This is a genomic window from Bifidobacterium thermophilum (assembly GCF_037482445.1).
Lineage (GTDB): Bacteria > Actinomycetota > Actinomycetes > Actinomycetales > Bifidobacteriaceae > Bifidobacterium > Bifidobacterium thermophilum_B.
On sequence record NZ_JBBHLY010000003.1, the window covers coordinates 236,330 to 250,912 of the forward strand.

General features: G+C 61.7%; 10 protein-coding genes. 6 read left to right on the top strand and 4 right to left on the bottom strand.

Annotated elements, in window-relative coordinates:
* Positions 1-136: 136 nt before the first annotated feature.
* Together WD012_RS03685 and WD012_RS03690 are read right to left on the bottom strand one after the other, a co-directional pair.
* Entirely contained in the window at positions 137-2,530 is a 2,394-nt protein-coding gene (locus WD012_RS03685; protein ID WP_339562433.1) for a hypothetical protein, read from the bottom strand.
* A gap of 121 nt (positions 2,531-2,651) precedes the next feature.
* Positions 2,652-4,775, bottom strand: a complete 2,124-nt coding sequence (locus WD012_RS03690; RefSeq protein WP_339562434.1) for an efflux RND transporter permease subunit — start codon at positions 4,773-4,775, stop codon at positions 2,652-2,654.
* A gap of 272 nt (positions 4,776-5,047) precedes the next feature.
* Here WD012_RS03690 and WD012_RS03695 point away from each other — a divergent pair, with 272 nt between their 5' ends.
* Positions 5,048-5,725: a TetR/AcrR family transcriptional regulator gene (locus WD012_RS03695; RefSeq protein WP_339562435.1), complete on the top strand. Its 678-nt coding sequence runs from the start codon at positions 5,048-5,050 to the stop codon at positions 5,723-5,725.
* A gap of 446 nt (positions 5,726-6,171) precedes the next feature.
* On the opposite strand, the gene WD012_RS03700 is transcribed toward WD012_RS03695, so the two are convergent.
* Positions 6,172-6,972 carry a hypothetical protein gene (locus WD012_RS03700; protein ID WP_339562436.1) on the bottom strand — a complete coding sequence of 267 codons (801 nt, stop codon included), beginning with the start codon at positions 6,970-6,972 and terminating at the stop codon, positions 6,172-6,174.
* Positions 6,953-7,681: a helix-turn-helix domain-containing protein gene (locus WD012_RS03705; protein ID WP_339562437.1), complete on the bottom strand. Its 729-nt coding sequence runs from the start codon at positions 7,679-7,681 to the stop codon at positions 6,953-6,955. The genes WD012_RS03700 and WD012_RS03705 overlap by 20 nt, the downstream gene beginning before the upstream one ends.
* Positions 7,682-7,886: 205 nt before the next feature.
* On the opposite strand from WD012_RS03705, the gene WD012_RS03710 reads away from it, so the two are divergent.
* The 5 genes from WD012_RS03710 to WD012_RS03730 all read left to right on the top strand — a co-directional run bounded on the left by WD012_RS03710 (position 7,887) and on the right by WD012_RS03730 (position 14,578).
* Complete coding sequence (locus tag WD012_RS03710; RefSeq protein ID WP_339562438.1) at positions 7,887-8,177, top strand: DivIVA domain-containing protein; 291 nt, start codon at positions 7,887-7,889, stop codon at positions 8,175-8,177.
* 569 nt (positions 8,178-8,746) lie between these two features.
* Positions 8,747-9,220, top strand: coding sequence for an HTH domain-containing protein (locus WD012_RS03715; RefSeq protein ID WP_339562439.1), 474 nt, complete (start codon positions 8,747-8,749; stop codon positions 9,218-9,220).
* Between the two features lie 153 nt (positions 9,221-9,373).
* Positions 9,374-10,315: a class C sortase gene (locus tag WD012_RS03720; protein WP_339562604.1), complete on the top strand. Its 942-nt coding sequence runs from the start codon at positions 9,374-9,376 to the stop codon at positions 10,313-10,315.
* Between the two features lie 234 nt (positions 10,316-10,549).
* The gene (locus tag WD012_RS03725; protein ID WP_339562440.1) at positions 10,550-12,919 is read left to right on the top strand and encodes a DUF7604 domain-containing protein; all 2,370 of its coding nucleotides are present in this window, start codon (positions 10,550-10,552) and stop codon (positions 12,917-12,919) included.
* Between the two features lie 156 nt (positions 12,920-13,075).
* Complete coding sequence (locus WD012_RS03730; protein ID WP_339562441.1) at positions 13,076-14,578, top strand: SpaA isopeptide-forming pilin-related protein; 1,503 nt, start codon at positions 13,076-13,078, stop codon at positions 14,576-14,578.
* Positions 14,579-14,583 lie beyond the last annotated feature (5 nt).

A 14,583-nucleotide genomic window follows, 5' to 3' on the forward strand; every position in this document is an offset into this window, starting at 1 on the left:
CCGATACGAAAACGGGCGGGGTCAAGACCGACGCCAGCCTTGAACCCGCCCGCCTGCGGTAGCGAGTCACGCGGCACATATTGACCGGTCTCAAACTTGTGAGACCCGCCCGCCTGCGAGATGCGAGGGCGGTCGCTTAGAACAGCGCCTTGAGCTTGTCGAAGAAGCTGGTTTTCGCGCTTGCCCCGGTATCTCCAGTATTCCCGGAAGTCCCGGAAGTCCCGGATGCCGCCGAAGACGATGACGCCGCCGCAGAAGAAGACCCCGACGCGCCGGAATTCCCGGATGCCGCGCTCTTCTTCGGCACCGATGCGGTCATGTACACGAACTGCACGTCCGCAATGCCCGAAGTATCACCGTTGACGAAGTCGGCGAGCGTGAACTTGGGGTTGAGGTACCCCTGCAGTTTGTCGCGCACGGTGTTGATCATCTTGGTGTCAAGGCCGGCGGTCTGGTCGGCGAGCGTCTTGGTCCCGTCGGCGAGCGTGATTGTCCCGCTGCGGAGCGAGGACGCCCCGGAAGCCAGCTGGGAGGCGCCAGCGTTCACTGCCGACGCGCCGGATGCGACTTGCGCCGCGCCATCGGCGAGTGTCGAGGCCCCCGCATTCAGCGTGTCCGCGCCCTTGGCGAGCGTGGCGGCCCCGGTGTTCACCTGATTCGCTCCGATGGCGAGGCTGTCGGCGCCGCTGGCCAAAGTTCCCGCGCCTGAGGCTGCGCTCGCCACCCCGGACGTGTAGGTGGACAATCCCCGGGACAGGTTGGTCGCCCCGTTGCTGACCGTCGAGGCGCCGGCAGCGAGTGTTTGCGCGGCCGATGCGAGCGCGTACACGCTTGATGAGCTCGACTGGTCAATCATGGATTGAATGCCCGCGTTGATTGCCGAATAGCTGCTTGAAGCTCCGGCGAGCGCCTGTGCCGCGGATTGTGCGGCGGATTGCTTGGTTTGCGCGGTCACGAAGGCTGTCAACGCGCTTTGCATGGCTGCCGACTGACTCTGGGAGGCTTGTGCGGCCTGCTGTGCGGCCTGTGTTTGGGGTAATCCGGTGGCAACATATTGCGCGTACGCGGTGGCGTAGGCGATGGTGTAGGTTTGGGCCGCCTGCGTGTAGGCGTTCTGTGCGGCGGCCATGTCCACGGCGGCCGCCTGGCTGGTCAGGTTTGCCGCTTGCCGGGAGAGCCCGTCGGCGTATTGCGTGGAGCTTGCGGCCAGTTGTTGGGCGCCGGAGACGAGGCTGGTGCCGATGGCGTCGTTGAGGGTCGCGGCCCCGCTGCTGAGATTGCTGGCCCCTTGCGCGAGCGAGGACGCCCCGGAGGTGAGTGTGGTGTTCGTGCCGGCGAGGGTGTTGAGCCCTGAGTTCAGGTTTGCCGCGCCCGAGGAGACTGAGCTGCTGCCGCTGGCGAGGCTTGCGGTGCCTTGGGCGAGGGTCGCGGCCCCGCGGGTAAGGTTGTTGGCGCCTTGTGTGAGCGAGGATGCTCCGGAGGAGACGCTGTTCGCCCCTGATGAGAGCGAGGCTGTGCCGCTGGACAGGGTTGTCGCCCCGCTGGCGAGTGTGGATGCACCATCGGCGAGTGTGGTGGCCCCGCTGTTCAGGCTTGCTGTGGCATTACTGAGTTTTCGCAGACTGGCTGTCGCGTCGGAGAAATCAGCATCATCGAGGTTCAATGCGATTGCCAGGGGAACGCCGACGATCCGCCATCCGTCAAAGCTGAAATCCGTGATATCGGCGCTGACGGTCGCTTTGAGTGTTTTGCCGGGGAACACCATGTAGGACAATTGCGTCGAGCCGCTGGATTGGGCGGCGGTCGCCCCGTCCGCAACGATGCCGCTCGCTTTCGTATTGCTCAGCGATCCGCTGATCTGTAGCAGGTAGTTGTCGGCGTAGTTGCCGTCATACTGCTTGTTCGGCTTGACGGTGAGCGTCATGCGTAGCCTGCCGGTGGCCCCGCTGAGCCGTGAGGCGCTGACTTTCTTGCCGTCCAGCGTGTAGGCCACGTTGATGGTCCATGGCGTGGCGGTGCTGGCTTTCATGTTGCCTTGGTAGATGAACGGTGTCTTCGCGGTCACGGTGAGCGTGTTCTTGCCGTTTGCGGTGACATGCTGGTTGTCGGTGAGGTTGGCTGCGCTGGTGTATGCGGCCGTGTCGGTCACTTTGCATGTGGCGCCGGTGGAGAACTGGTTGATGACGTAGACGCCCTGCTGTTTGCCTGATCCACTGGTTTTGATGTAGACGACCTGCGTTTTCTTGCCGTCGGACGCGGCGGTGTCGCTCGCGTTATCGGCGGTGTCGCTTGTGTCGCTGCCAGATTGCGCTGATGCCGTCTCGCACGCCGGGGTGTTCGCGCTGATCATCGTGGTGGCCGCTGATGCGGTGTCGGGAATGAGCGCGCTGGTGAGAATCAGGCATCCTCCAGCGAATGCTGCGGTCGCCGCCATAAACGCGTGAGCGTGCCGGCGTGTGAACCGGTCTTGGCTGAAAGCACGAGACGATGCCGGCAATGCCGCCGATGTCGGGGATGATGTCATAATCATGAGAACTCGATTCTGTAATGATTGATGATTTGCCATGATGTTTTGTTGGATTCGATACCTAGTTGAAATCGATGCCTTGTATGCCGATTGCTGATACGGTATGCGATGAAGCGCCGGCATGTCACCGCGCTCGCCGCTTGGCCGTCACGCCGGTGAATCGCGCGTGCCGTGTGGTGTGCGCGATCAACCAGTCCAGCACGTACAGGAAGCCCGGGAGCACGAGCAGTACCGCGATCAGGCTCATGAGCACGCCGGTGGCGAGGTAATGTCCGAGCTGCGCGAGCACGCCGTGCGTGGAGAACACGGACATCAGGAATCCGACTACCACGATCGTGACGCCACTGGTGGAGGCGGGGATGACGGTCGCGGCGACGGTTTCCCGCAACGCCCGCCGCTTGTCCATCGTCTGCCTGAATTCCTTGTACCGGTCGGTGAGCAGAATCGCGTAATCGACGGTGACGCCCAGCTGGATGGTGCTGACGATGAGGTACGCCATATAGAACAGGCCTTGCCCGGTGAAATACGGCACCGAGAAGTTCAGCCAGATGGACGTTTCGATGACGAACACCAGAATCACCGGCAGGCTGACGCTTTGCGTGGCGAAAATCAGCACGACGATCACCGCGATAATGGCGATGGCGTCCACTTTGCCTTTATCTTCGGTGATGGTGCTCATCAGGTCGGTGGTGCTGACGCCTTCACCGGCCAGGTACCAGTCTCCCGGATAGTATCGTTGCGCGATGGCGCGGATTTTCGCCACGAGTGCGAACGTGTCCGAACCCTCGTAATCGGCGTTCACCGTGATGACCATGCGGCTGTATTTCGCGGATTCCAGTTTGGAGAGGGTGTCCTTGCTGACCATTTGCGTGGGGATGGCGGCATTGGCGTTGTCCACGTAGCTGATCACGGAGCGGACCTGCTTGAGCTTGTGCAGTTCGGCGCTCACTTTCTGCTCGTTGCCGGTGTCGCCGCGCGGAACCAGCAGGGCGTACGTGTCGGTCTGCCCGAATTTGCCGGTGATGGTCTGCGTGTCCTTGCCGTATTGCGTGTTCGCGCCGAAAATCTGCGAGGAACCGTAATAGTAGTTGATGTCTGAAGATGTGGACGCCAGATATGCGGGCGCCGGCAGGAGCAGGAACACGGCGGCCAGCGGTACCGCCACCGCGCAAGTGACGCGCGCGAAACCGCGGGGCGAGGGGATGAACGGCCGGTGTGGGGTGTGCACGAGCAGCGTGTTGCCACTGACGAACAGTGCGGGCATGAACGTGAACACCATGATCAGGGAGATCAGGATGCCTTTCGCTAGTACCAGGCCGAGGTCGGGTCCGATGCGGAAGCGCATTGCGCACAAGGCGAGGAAGCCGATGATCACCGTGCATGCGCTGGAGATGATGGCGGTGGAGCTTTTGTCCATCGCCTCGACCATATCATCCTCGACGCTGCCGGTCGTGCCGCGGGTTTCCGCATACCGGTGGAGCAGGAACACACAGAAGTCGAGCGCGATGGCGACTTGGAGAATGGTTCCGGCCGCGTTCGTCACGAATGACACCGTGCCGAAGATGAGGTTGCTGCCGCGGTTGAGCAGTACTGACACACCGAGCCCGACGAGCACGATCAGCGGTTCGATCCACGTGGTGGTGGTCACGATGAGAATCAATAGAATGAACGCGATGGCGATGACCGTGATGATTTCGACCTGTTTGACGGTCGAGATCGTGGCCACGGCGGTGCTGACCGCGGAGCCGGTCATCGCGTTGCCGTCACCGATAATCGCACGGATGTCGGATACCGCCTGTTCGCGCTCTGATGAGGCGATGGAGACGCTGAACAGTGCCGCCCGGTCCTTGTAGTATGTTTCGACCGTCGTCTTGTCTTGTGCTTCGAGCGGCACGGACAACGAAACGGCGTCGTCGAGCCAGGTCACGCTGGTGACGCCGTGCACTTTCTCGATGCGTTGCTTGTATTCCAGCGCCTGCGAAATAGATACGTTCTTGACCATGACGCGCGCGTTGGCGATGTTGTCCCCGAATTCGGAGTCCATCACGTCGAGGGCCTGCGATGAGGCGGCATCTGCAGGCAGATAATCGCTGATGTCATAGTCGACACCTACGTAACGGCTGGCGAAACCCGCTGCGACCGTCAGGGCGACGAACAGCACAATGATTGGTTTGCGTTGCCGTACGATGCCGGCGAACAGTCGGCGTTTCCATGATGGCTGCGTTGAAGTGTCCTGTTGCGAATCCATGATCACCTGCCATAAAGATGACGTACGTTAGATAACTAACATGTGTTGCATAACGTGATAGTATGGTTGCCGTTGCCGGGATGCAAGAGACAACTCTGAGGAGTTCGTGACTTAGATGACACTTAGGCGGGCGATGTCCACAACAACCGGACGCACCGGTGGCGGTCGCGTGCGCGGTCGGTCGCGTAGGGTGGCGGCTGTGCGGCTGTGGCGGCTTGCCGTGTATCGCAGCAACGATGTTGATTGCGGCAATAGTGCGAGGAAGGAAATCTATGGACCTGCGGGTTGCGAAAACGTATCGGGCACTGGGCGAGGCGTTCACCAGGCTGCTCGAAGAGCGCAGCTATGAGCAGATCACCGTCGCTGATTTGTGTGATGCCGCCATGATTCGTCGCACCACGTTTTACAAGCATTTCTCCGACAAGGATGACTACTTCGCCTTCTATGCGAAGAGCATATGCGACGAGTTCGAGGTGCGGGCGCGCAAGCACACGCAGATGACCGGTGAGGCGAGATGCTTGTGGATGTTCAGCGAAATGCTGGGATTCCTGCTCGGGCATCGTGCATTGGTCGACAACGCGATGAAAGGGGCGTCATGCTCCGCGCTGCTCGGGGCCGTCAGTGAAATCATGTACCGGGACATTGTAGAGGAGCTGAAGCAGGACCGGGCGCTTGCCGAACATATTCTGCGCCGGGACGGGATTGCGGGTGCCGGTGCTGACGCGGTGGATGCCGGGGTGGCTAGGGCAGAAGTGTCAAGTACTGGGGTGTCGGGCGCCGGGGTGCCTGGTGTCGGCCAGGCGGCCGGCTCTGTCCCGGTGCCGGACGAGACCATCGCCGCGTTCATATCGGGCGGGATTATCAAGATGATCCGCGCATGGTGGGTGGCCGGTTGTACCGAGGAGGGGGCCGTGCGCATGCGCGCGATGCTCGCCGCGATCGTCGCGTGAGGTCGCGGCTGCGCGGGGTGGATGTGGGGGTGGTGGGCTGCGCAGGATGTGCGCTGTGACCCATCCCAAGCTCGCCGCCATGTGACTGTCTGGTCGCACGGCTGGCAGATGTCGCTGAATCCGGTGGGCTCCCCGCGGTTATCTCGCCGCGGTGCGATTCCCGCGTCGCACCACGGGCAGATGCGGCTGGGTTCCGGCTCGGCCACTGGTGGTATCTCGCCGCGGTGTAACTGCCGGGTCGCACGGCGGGTCGATACGGGCGTGTCTGTAGTGGATTCTGGGGCTATCTGCCTGCTGTGTGATTCCTTGGTCGCACGGCGGCGGGGTATGGCCGGTTTGGTTATGGGCTCAGGCGCTATCTGCCTACCGTGCGACTGCCTGGTCACATCGCGCCGGTGTACACGGAGCGCATTGAGATGGAAAGCCGAGTCGATGCATGCCGGCAATCACAACAGTCCGTAATGTTCATCGAGCCACGCGCGCATGTCGGCTTTCCTCGGCATCTCAATCAGCAATGACAGTATCGCCACGGTGCGTAAGCCATTGTTACGCTGCTCTTCTGGCATGTTTCGCCACCAGTAGTCAGTGGGATCGCTCAGTACTTGGTGAAGTGTTCGGACATTTTTTCTGTCACTATCACTTGCATTGTTGAGTCTGAGCAGCTCCTGTTCTGGAGAATCAATCAGCGAGGCAAGCGTTGCAGCGTCGACAAGGTGACGGTCGATATTGCCCTGCGGGGCTTCCCGCCATGATGCGATTTTCATCAATAACGCCCCGAGGAGATCGGGAACCTCGATGATGGCGCTTTCGCCTTGGAATGCCAGCGCCACTTGCATATGTCGTTGGAGTGCTTTGCGTGATCCAGGCATCCCAAGCATTCGGCTGGCCCCTAGAAAAGCCCGTCGTTGTTGGCGTGGCGATAAATGATTATCAACTAGCAGGTCGACTGTCTGGTTGCCCCTGACCATTCTGGTTGTGTATTGGCTGAGGCTGCCTTGTCGGATGGCAAACCCCAAGGTAATGAGGTCATTGCGTACGCGCATCACCGAGTGCTCGTATGAGAGCACGTTGATGAGGAAATCGGCGTCTGTGGTTGGTCGGATGGCGACGTGATGCATCAGCGCATGCAGTTGCGTCATCAGGCCGCCGGTCAGCATCCACGTATGTGGGTCGTCGGTGAGTTGCGCAAGGTGGAACACGGTTTCCCACGGTGTGGAATGCGGGATATCAACTACTGGTAACGGCATGATGATCTTCTCTGTTGAAATCGTGCAACATCGAGTCGAGCATGTCGAGCCCGGCGTTGCTTTCTCTTGGGCCCGGCGATTGCGCCAAATCGGCGGCGCAGACGCTCATGGGCATCTCGTCGCCGTGCGGGGGAAGAAAGTTTGCAGTGTGTATGATCAATGTCGTTGGGGAAGTGTTTTCGCGAATGAAGGTGCGCTTCATCAGGGATGCGCTGATTGCCGCCGAAAGATAGCCTTCCAATATGGAGGGTGATTCCAGCTGGAATGTTGGGGCGGTCTGGTCAGTGCATCCAGATGGAATGATGTACCGCCGGATTACCTGGATGTCTGAGTGATGCGCCCAGAAGCAGGTTCGAGCGGCGCGCATTCGCACGGTTTCAGACAAGTGACGCGCATCAGTTGACTTCAACATGGTGCGGATTCGATACCGTTCTTGTGGGGTGATCCATGTTGCGGGCAGCCCCGCAATAAGGTACAGCGCGGCGAAGGCCATGCGTGGGGATAGCGGCCGGCCTGCCGATCTGGGGCGTGCCCTGTATGCAAGTACTGATTCATTGCTGATAAGCAGACTGTGTTGCGCGATGTCGGCGACACTGAGTGTGCCCTGTTCTGCCAGCGCGCGGACGCGTCTGGGGCTGATGCCAAGGCGTGAGGCTGCTTGGGCTACGGTGACAAATGTTCCGTCCGTTCGTATCTGCTTCATACCCATAGTATATACATAATCATACCGGTTCCGGAAGAATACATGATATTTGGGTCTCAAGATTTCTGGATTGGGCGGAGCGATAGTCATAACTATTCGTAAATACGTATAGTTTTGACTATCGCCACTGTCTTCTGCTGTCACCGGAGTCAGCCGCCTGCGATGGGTATGATGGTGGATAATTGCCCGCAGAATCCACAGAAAGGCGATTATGGACACGCTCACGGCAGAGAAGGTCCGCAACCAGGTTTTCAAGCTCACCTTCTTCAACGAGGGGTACAGGATCGATGACGTCGATTCCCTGCTTGACAGAATCGCCGAGTCGCTTGCGGCGTGGGAGACGCACCGCCCCGAGAATGTGACGGTGACCTCTGACATGCTTGTACCCTCCCAGCTGCCGGTCGCGCGCTTCAGGGAGACGTACAAGAAGGACGGCGTCGACGCGTTCATAGAAGAAGCCAGGGATGCGCTGGCGTTTTACGAAAACTACCGATATCGCTGATGGAACGGGCCGAGGGCGGGGCTTGGCCGGTCGCCTGCTGTGCCGTATGGCGCCGTGGCCCTCGGCGTGGGATGCCCGCAGCCGCATCGGCACTCCCTTGTGCCCGGCTTGGGACGGGAAAGCATGCCTTGCTGCCGAGCGGCTCGGCGGTTCGGCGACGCAGGACATAAGGGCCTCAAAACGATGCTGCGTTCCTTGGACATTTCCGGCCGTTCGGTGGCGGACTGTCCGGGGCCGAACGCCATGCCCGGCATGCTGTATTTCACTATTTGCGCAGCAAAATGCGGGGGGGGGGGGGGGTATCCCTAATGCTTAAGTGGCCGACGGAATGGCCCGTTCTGACGATGTTAAGGCAAACGTTTGACATCGTGTGATCCTTGATGCCTCACCAGTGAGATGAAACACCGGGGGGTGCGGTGAGGGGACCACGGTCCGGGGGCCAATACACTTGTTTGGAAAAACAAGCAGAGGGGGTCGTGATGGAGAGACAACCGTCTGTAGTTTCCAGGCTTACTTCACAAGCGGAACCGGTTGCTTCTTTGACCTTCATTCTGCGGAGGGCAGGTGAGATGAGTGGCGGAAAATTCACTACGAAAGAGCGGGCGTATCTAGCAAGCCTGCCGGCTGTGAAAAGCGTGAGCGCGTCTCACATACGCTATGCCGACCAATTCCGCGTCGAGGTCATGTGCCGGTACAATGCCGGCGAATCCCCCTCGGATATTTTCCGCGAAGCCGGTCTGGACCCCAAGCTGATCGGCTACAAGCGCATCGAGCGGTGCATCGCGCGGTGGAAGAAACAGCAGGAACGCGAAGAGCGCAATGGGAAGCAGCCCCAGCGATACCTGCAGGACATCGACGAGCTGCAGGATGGCAGCCTGACGCAGGATGATTCCGGGGAAACGAAGAGCGATGATGCTTCACAGGACCCGATATCGAAACTTGCGCGGGCACAACTGGCCATCAGCAAGCGCGACCTGCTGATTGCCAGGCAGGCGTTGCGCATCGATGAGCTGGAACGGGTATTACGCAAATTCGTCCGATGACAGGCCGTGACGGATCCATGCAGGCACGGGAGATGAACCGTGGCTGGTAGGCATGCGCGGCCGGCCCATGGTCGGCGTGCGCCGATCGCCCCGGCTGCGTCGGCGTACGCCGGGACGCCGGCTTTCGAGCAGATTCTTGACATCTCCGGGCAGATGCGTTCCATCCGGCGCGACAACGCCAGGTGGACGGTCACCCGTGTGATGGCCGGGTTGCTGATCATCGCGTCGATATGCATCGGTGGGTTCCCGACACTCATGCAATACCGGTCGGCGAAAGAGCTGTCGCGCATCTCCGACCAGTCCGCGATGACGGTCGCAGGCTGGCCGTACCCGAAGGCGGATGACGCGCTCGCCGCAGCCCGGGCATACAACAAGCGTCTTGCGACATCCGGGCAGCCGATCCTCGGCGAGGCCAAGGACCCGTTCTCATCGGCGACGGGCGCCTCGCAGGCGGGCGGCTCCGACAGCGCAAGCTCGAACGACAAGGAATACCAGGGATTGTTGGATACCGGTGCGGGAGTCATGGGAACAATCCGGATCCCCAAAATCTCGGTGGAACTGCCGATCTACCACGGCACCTCCCAGTCGGCGCTGGCTTCGGGAGCCGGCCATCTTTACGGCAGCAGCCTGCCCGTGGGAGGCGACGGCACGCATGCCGTCATCACCGGGCATCGTGGCCTGCCCGGGGCGGCCATGTTCACCCGGCTCGACGAACTGCGGACCGGCGACTACTTCTACATCGAGGTGATGGGGCGCACCCTGGGCTACAAAGTCGACCGTATCGCCGTCATCGAACCGAACGACACCTCGCAGCTGAGAATCGTCCCCGGCGAGGACCGGGTGACCCTGATGACCTGCACGCCGTATGGCGTCAATACGCAACGCCTGCTGGTCTCGGCCAGACGTTCCGCCATTCCCGGGGAAATCCCCCTGGAACAGCATGCCGTGAGGGATGCCCGTTCGATTGCCGTCGGCACGGGGGCGGTGACGCTGCTCTGCGGCCTGCTGCCCGTCGCCACCGGGTATGTGCGCCGGCGCTCGCGCCGGACGTGGGGTATTCGCAGACACGCCGCCCCGTGGCCCAAACATGCCTGATCGCTGTTCCCGGACCGGGCGGTAGGGCGGTCCGTCGCTGCGCCCGCCTACGGCAACGCCGGTACTGCAAGCCATATATCCCCGACATTCCCCCGGGCAGGGGGTGAGCAATCCGCGCCCTGATTCCGTACGTTCAAATGCAGGAGCGACGGAACAGCGCCCTGGTCTCTTCGACCAAGGCGTCGATTCGCAGGAAGAGCCGCGTTGGCGGGCAGCGTTGAAGGGAACAGGCCGATGAGACACATACATATGCGGGACGCGAAACGCCGCAAGGGCCTTGTCCGGGGCGTCCTGGCCATGCTCCTGACGGTCGCCATGACCGGCGGCATCGGATACGCGGTCGCCTCCACCGCCTCCGCCGACGGGACGGCAGGAGACCTGGAGGTGAAGCCGTCCATCAGCAAAAGCGTTACCAAAATCGCCGGTGGCGACGGAGACCAGTACGAACTGCACCTGACCGCGTCCGGAGACAACGCGTCATCGCAAACCACCACCGCCACACCCGCGGATATCGTGATCGTCGCGGACAAATCCGCCAGCATGCGGGAAAACAACCGTGACACCAATTCCCGACGGGCGGTGCAGGAGCTCGCCCAAAAACTGCTGACACCGGTGAACGCGCAACTTCCCGACAGCCAGAAAATCCGCATGGCCGTCGTGACCTTCAGCACGCAGTCGACGCTGCGGCAGGGATTCACCGACCAAGTCGGCGACATCACCTCGGCGATGGCGCAAACCCCTGACGGCGGAACCAACTGGGAAGCGGCATTGGCCCAGGCGAACCGGCTTACCGGCCGTCAGGGCGTGAACAAGTACATCATCTTCCTGTCCGACGGCAACCCGACGTTCCGCACCACGTCACGCAGCGCATGCTATTACGGCCGGCAATACCAACCAGCCTATGACAGCGAAGCATCCTGCCTCGCCCAGAACACCCCGGGAAGACAGCAATACCGGTGGATCGCGGACGCCGATGACACCACACACGGCGTACACGGGCACGGCAACAGCGATGTCTATGGATTCAACTATGACGCTGCGCTCGCCGTCGCCAACCAGCGAGGCAACGCCGCACTGTACGTGGTGAAAACATCGGCGGACGCCAACAGGATGTCCGACCTCGCAGCGCAAGCGGGGGCCGTGACCGGACGGGAATACGATGGCACGAATGCCGAGAATCTCGCCGACGCGTTCGACGCGATCTACACGAGCATCATCTCCACCGCCACGATCAAGGTCTTCTCCATCAGCGACACCCTTTCTGAATGGGTCGACCCGGTCGATTTCGCCGGGCAGCCCGACGGGTCGGATATCACGCCGTACGTGACAGCACGAAACGGCGACACCGCGCTGACCGGGTACCAGGCGGTCTACAACGTGGATTCGCACGGCTCGCGCACGGTGACGGTCACCTTCAGCGGGAACGACGGTATGGCGGCGGGCAAATCCGACACCATCGACATCTCCTTCCGTATCAAACCCAGTGACGCCGCCTACGCGGACTATGCGGCGAAGGGAACCTACCCGAGTGCCGGCGATGACGGCACCGGAGCGGCCTCGGCCGGCAAGCAAGGGTATCTTGCCAACGGCGACGCGCAGATGCGCTACTGCGCCCTGCTGAATGTCAACGGAACGACGACATGCGAACCGCAAACCATCGAATACCGGCATCCGGTCGTACAAGTCCGACTCGGCAGCATCGACATCACCAAACAATGGTCGGACGGTGCGGACAAGCACACACAGGACTCCGTGACCGTGCAGCTGCAACGGGCAGCGGCAGGCGAGCCTGCGCAGAACATAGGCGGCCCCATCGAGCTCAACGCGGCCAACCACTGGGCCGCCCAAGTCGACGACCTGCTGCCCGGATACACGTACACCGTGGTCGAAACCTCCGGAGACGACCGGTATGCGGTCACCTACCAATATGGCGGGGACTCATCGGCGAACGGGGCCGAACTGACCAAGCGGATGGTCTGGGACACCTCAACCGACGCAGGAACCCTGCATGCCGTGATCACCAACACCTTGGAAACCACCGTGCTGAGCAACGCCATCACCGTACGCAAGCAGCTTGACGGCCGCGCATGGACGGGCTCCGACGCGTTCACCTTCACCCTGTCCGCCGAAAACCCGGACAGCCCGATGCCCGCCGGGTGCACCGGCAAGGTGTCCTGTACGGTGACCGTGGACTCCGACAGTCCCGACCATACGGCGGCATTCGGCGACATTGTCTATGAAGCCGGAGCCCGCACCTACCGCTACAGCGTGACCGAACAATCCGGTTCCGCGCCGGCGATGCATTATTCGCAGGCCCGTTACCAGGTCGACGTCACCGTCGCGAAATCCCAGGACGGTACGTGGCAGGCCCGGGTGGCGTACAAGCAGACGCGTGACGACAACGGCGCCACCATCAGCCAAACCCAGGATGGCACGTCGATGCCGATTACCTTCACCAACCGGTACACCGCGGTCTCGGCATTGCCGCTGACCGGAGGGGCCACAGCCAGAAACTGGCTGCTGGCGGCCGTCTGCACAGGCGCCCTGGCATTGCTGCTGCTCGCCTATTGCGGTGCACGGAGCAGCAGGATGCGACTCATCTGAGGGCCGGCCTTACAGGATTCTCCGATGCGTACGGCAGGCCGACGCCGGTCGTACGCATCGGGACACATGTTGCGGATCGCGGGTTGATGTTGTGCCCCGCTTCCCGTGATAGCAAACAACAAGCACACACACAAGGGAGAGGAGGTTCTCATGAACATGAGGACACTTTTCGCAGGCATCGTCGCGACCGCGACCATGCTGGGCGGCATGGCTATCGGCGCTTCCGGCGCCCAGGCCGCCGGGGTGGCCATCACCGTGAACAATTCGCAGTCCGGCCACACCTACACGCCATACAAGTTCGCCAACCTCACAGTTGACCCGAACGACACCACCAAGGTGGAAGTCACCACAGTTGCGCAATGGTCCGACGCGGTCAAGACCGCGGCAGGGCTCGACGCCGACGGCAACGCGTCCGCGGCGGACAAGAAGCTGTACGCCGGCAACCCGGCCGCATATGTGGCAACGTTCGATGCGGCGCAGCTGCGTGCATTCGCCAGCAAACTCGCGGCTACCGGCCAATCCGTAGACGGTACCGCCACTGCCGGGGTCGACGCCACTTCGGCGAGCATCCCCGTTGCAAGTGAGGGCTGGTACCTCATCACCGATACCTATACCAAAGACGGGGCAACGGCAACCGGAACCAATGCGATCGTCGCCACCGAGCTCAACGGCCGCACCGGAACCTTCACCGTCGTCGGCGATACCGGAACCGGCCAAGGCAATATCACGGCGCTCGGCGAATTCAACGCCAAGAACGAGAACACGCCGAAGCCGCCCGTCAAGGAAGTCAAACGTGCCGGCATCAGTGTCGACGGCAAGAGCGCGAGCGTGGGAGACACCCTCGAGTACACCATCACGGCACCGGTCCCTGCAAACGCCGCCGGCTTCGACGAATATGCCTTCACCGTCACCGATACCGCATCCAAGGGTCTGCAGGTGACTTCCGCCGGATACAAGATCACCGATGCTGCAGGCAACGACATCACCAGCCTGTTCACCATCACCCCGAGCGGCGACACGGCACACGGCACCACGACGACGTTCACCGTCACCGATCCGACGAAAACGCCGGCCTATGCAGGCCAGAATCTCGTGATCACCTATGCCGCCACGGTCACCGCGGACGCCATCGCGGACGGCAGCGTGTGCAACAGCGCGACCATCACCACGAAGAACGGCACCTCCGGTATCGGAACGACCAAAGTCTACAACTACGGTTTCAGCCTGACCAAGAAGAACAAGGATGGAGACACCCTCAAGGGGGCCGTGTTCCAGCTGTACGACGAATCCGGCAACAGCTCCATCGGTTCCCCGGTCTCCACCGGTGACACCGGCAAGGCCGCATGGAGCGGTCTCGCCGCGGGAACCTACACCGTCAAGGAGACCCAGGCTCCCGCCGGGTACTCCCAGCAGTTCCTGCCGACGTTCAAGGTGACCATCACGCAGAACAGCGACAAGACGGCGACCGTGACCATTGAAGGCGACACCTTCGGCCTGGCCACTGAAACCAATGGCGATATCACCGTGCTCAACGTGAAGAACGCCTCGCAACTGCCGTTGACTGGCGCGGCAGGCACGGCGCTGTTCACGCTCGTGGCGGTGCTGGTCGCCGCGGCAGGCGTGAGCCTTGCCCTGACATCCCGTCGGCATGCCCGCTGACCCGG

What these genes read in the sequence shown, in the direction of transcription:
- WD012_RS03700 (WP_339562436.1), bottom strand. Translation starts at nt 6,972, where the DNA reads ATGCCGTTACCAGTAGTTGATATCCCGCATTCCACACCGTGGGAAACC.
- WD012_RS03705 (WP_339562437.1), bottom strand. Translation starts at nt 7,681, where the DNA reads ATGGGTATGAAGCAGATACGAACGGACGGAACATTTGTCACCGTAGCC.
- WD012_RS03715 (WP_339562439.1), top strand. Translation starts at nt 8,747, where the DNA reads ATGAGTGGCGGAAAATTCACTACGAAAGAGCGGGCGTATCTAGCAAGC.
- WD012_RS03695 (WP_339562435.1), top strand. Translation starts at nt 5,048, where the DNA reads ATGGACCTGCGGGTTGCGAAAACGTATCGGGCACTGGGCGAGGCGTTC.
- WD012_RS03710 (WP_339562438.1), top strand. Translation starts at nt 7,887, where the DNA reads ATGGACACGCTCACGGCAGAGAAGGTCCGCAACCAGGTTTTCAAGCTC.
- WD012_RS03685 (WP_339562433.1), bottom strand. Translation starts at nt 2,530, where the DNA reads ATGATTATGACATCATCCCCGACATCGGCGGCATTGCCGGCATCGTCT.
- WD012_RS03725 (WP_339562440.1), top strand. Translation starts at nt 10,550, where the DNA reads ATGAGACACATACATATGCGGGACGCGAAACGCCGCAAGGGCCTTGTC.
- WD012_RS03690 (WP_339562434.1), bottom strand. Translation starts at nt 4,775, where the DNA reads ATGGATTCGCAACAGGACACTTCAACGCAGCCATCATGGAAACGCCGA.
- WD012_RS03730 (WP_339562441.1), top strand. Translation starts at nt 13,076, where the DNA reads ATGAGGACACTTTTCGCAGGCATCGTCGCGACCGCGACCATGCTGGGC.
- WD012_RS03720 (WP_339562604.1), top strand. Translation starts at nt 9,374, where the DNA reads ATGCGTTCCATCCGGCGCGACAACGCCAGGTGGACGGTCACCCGTGTG.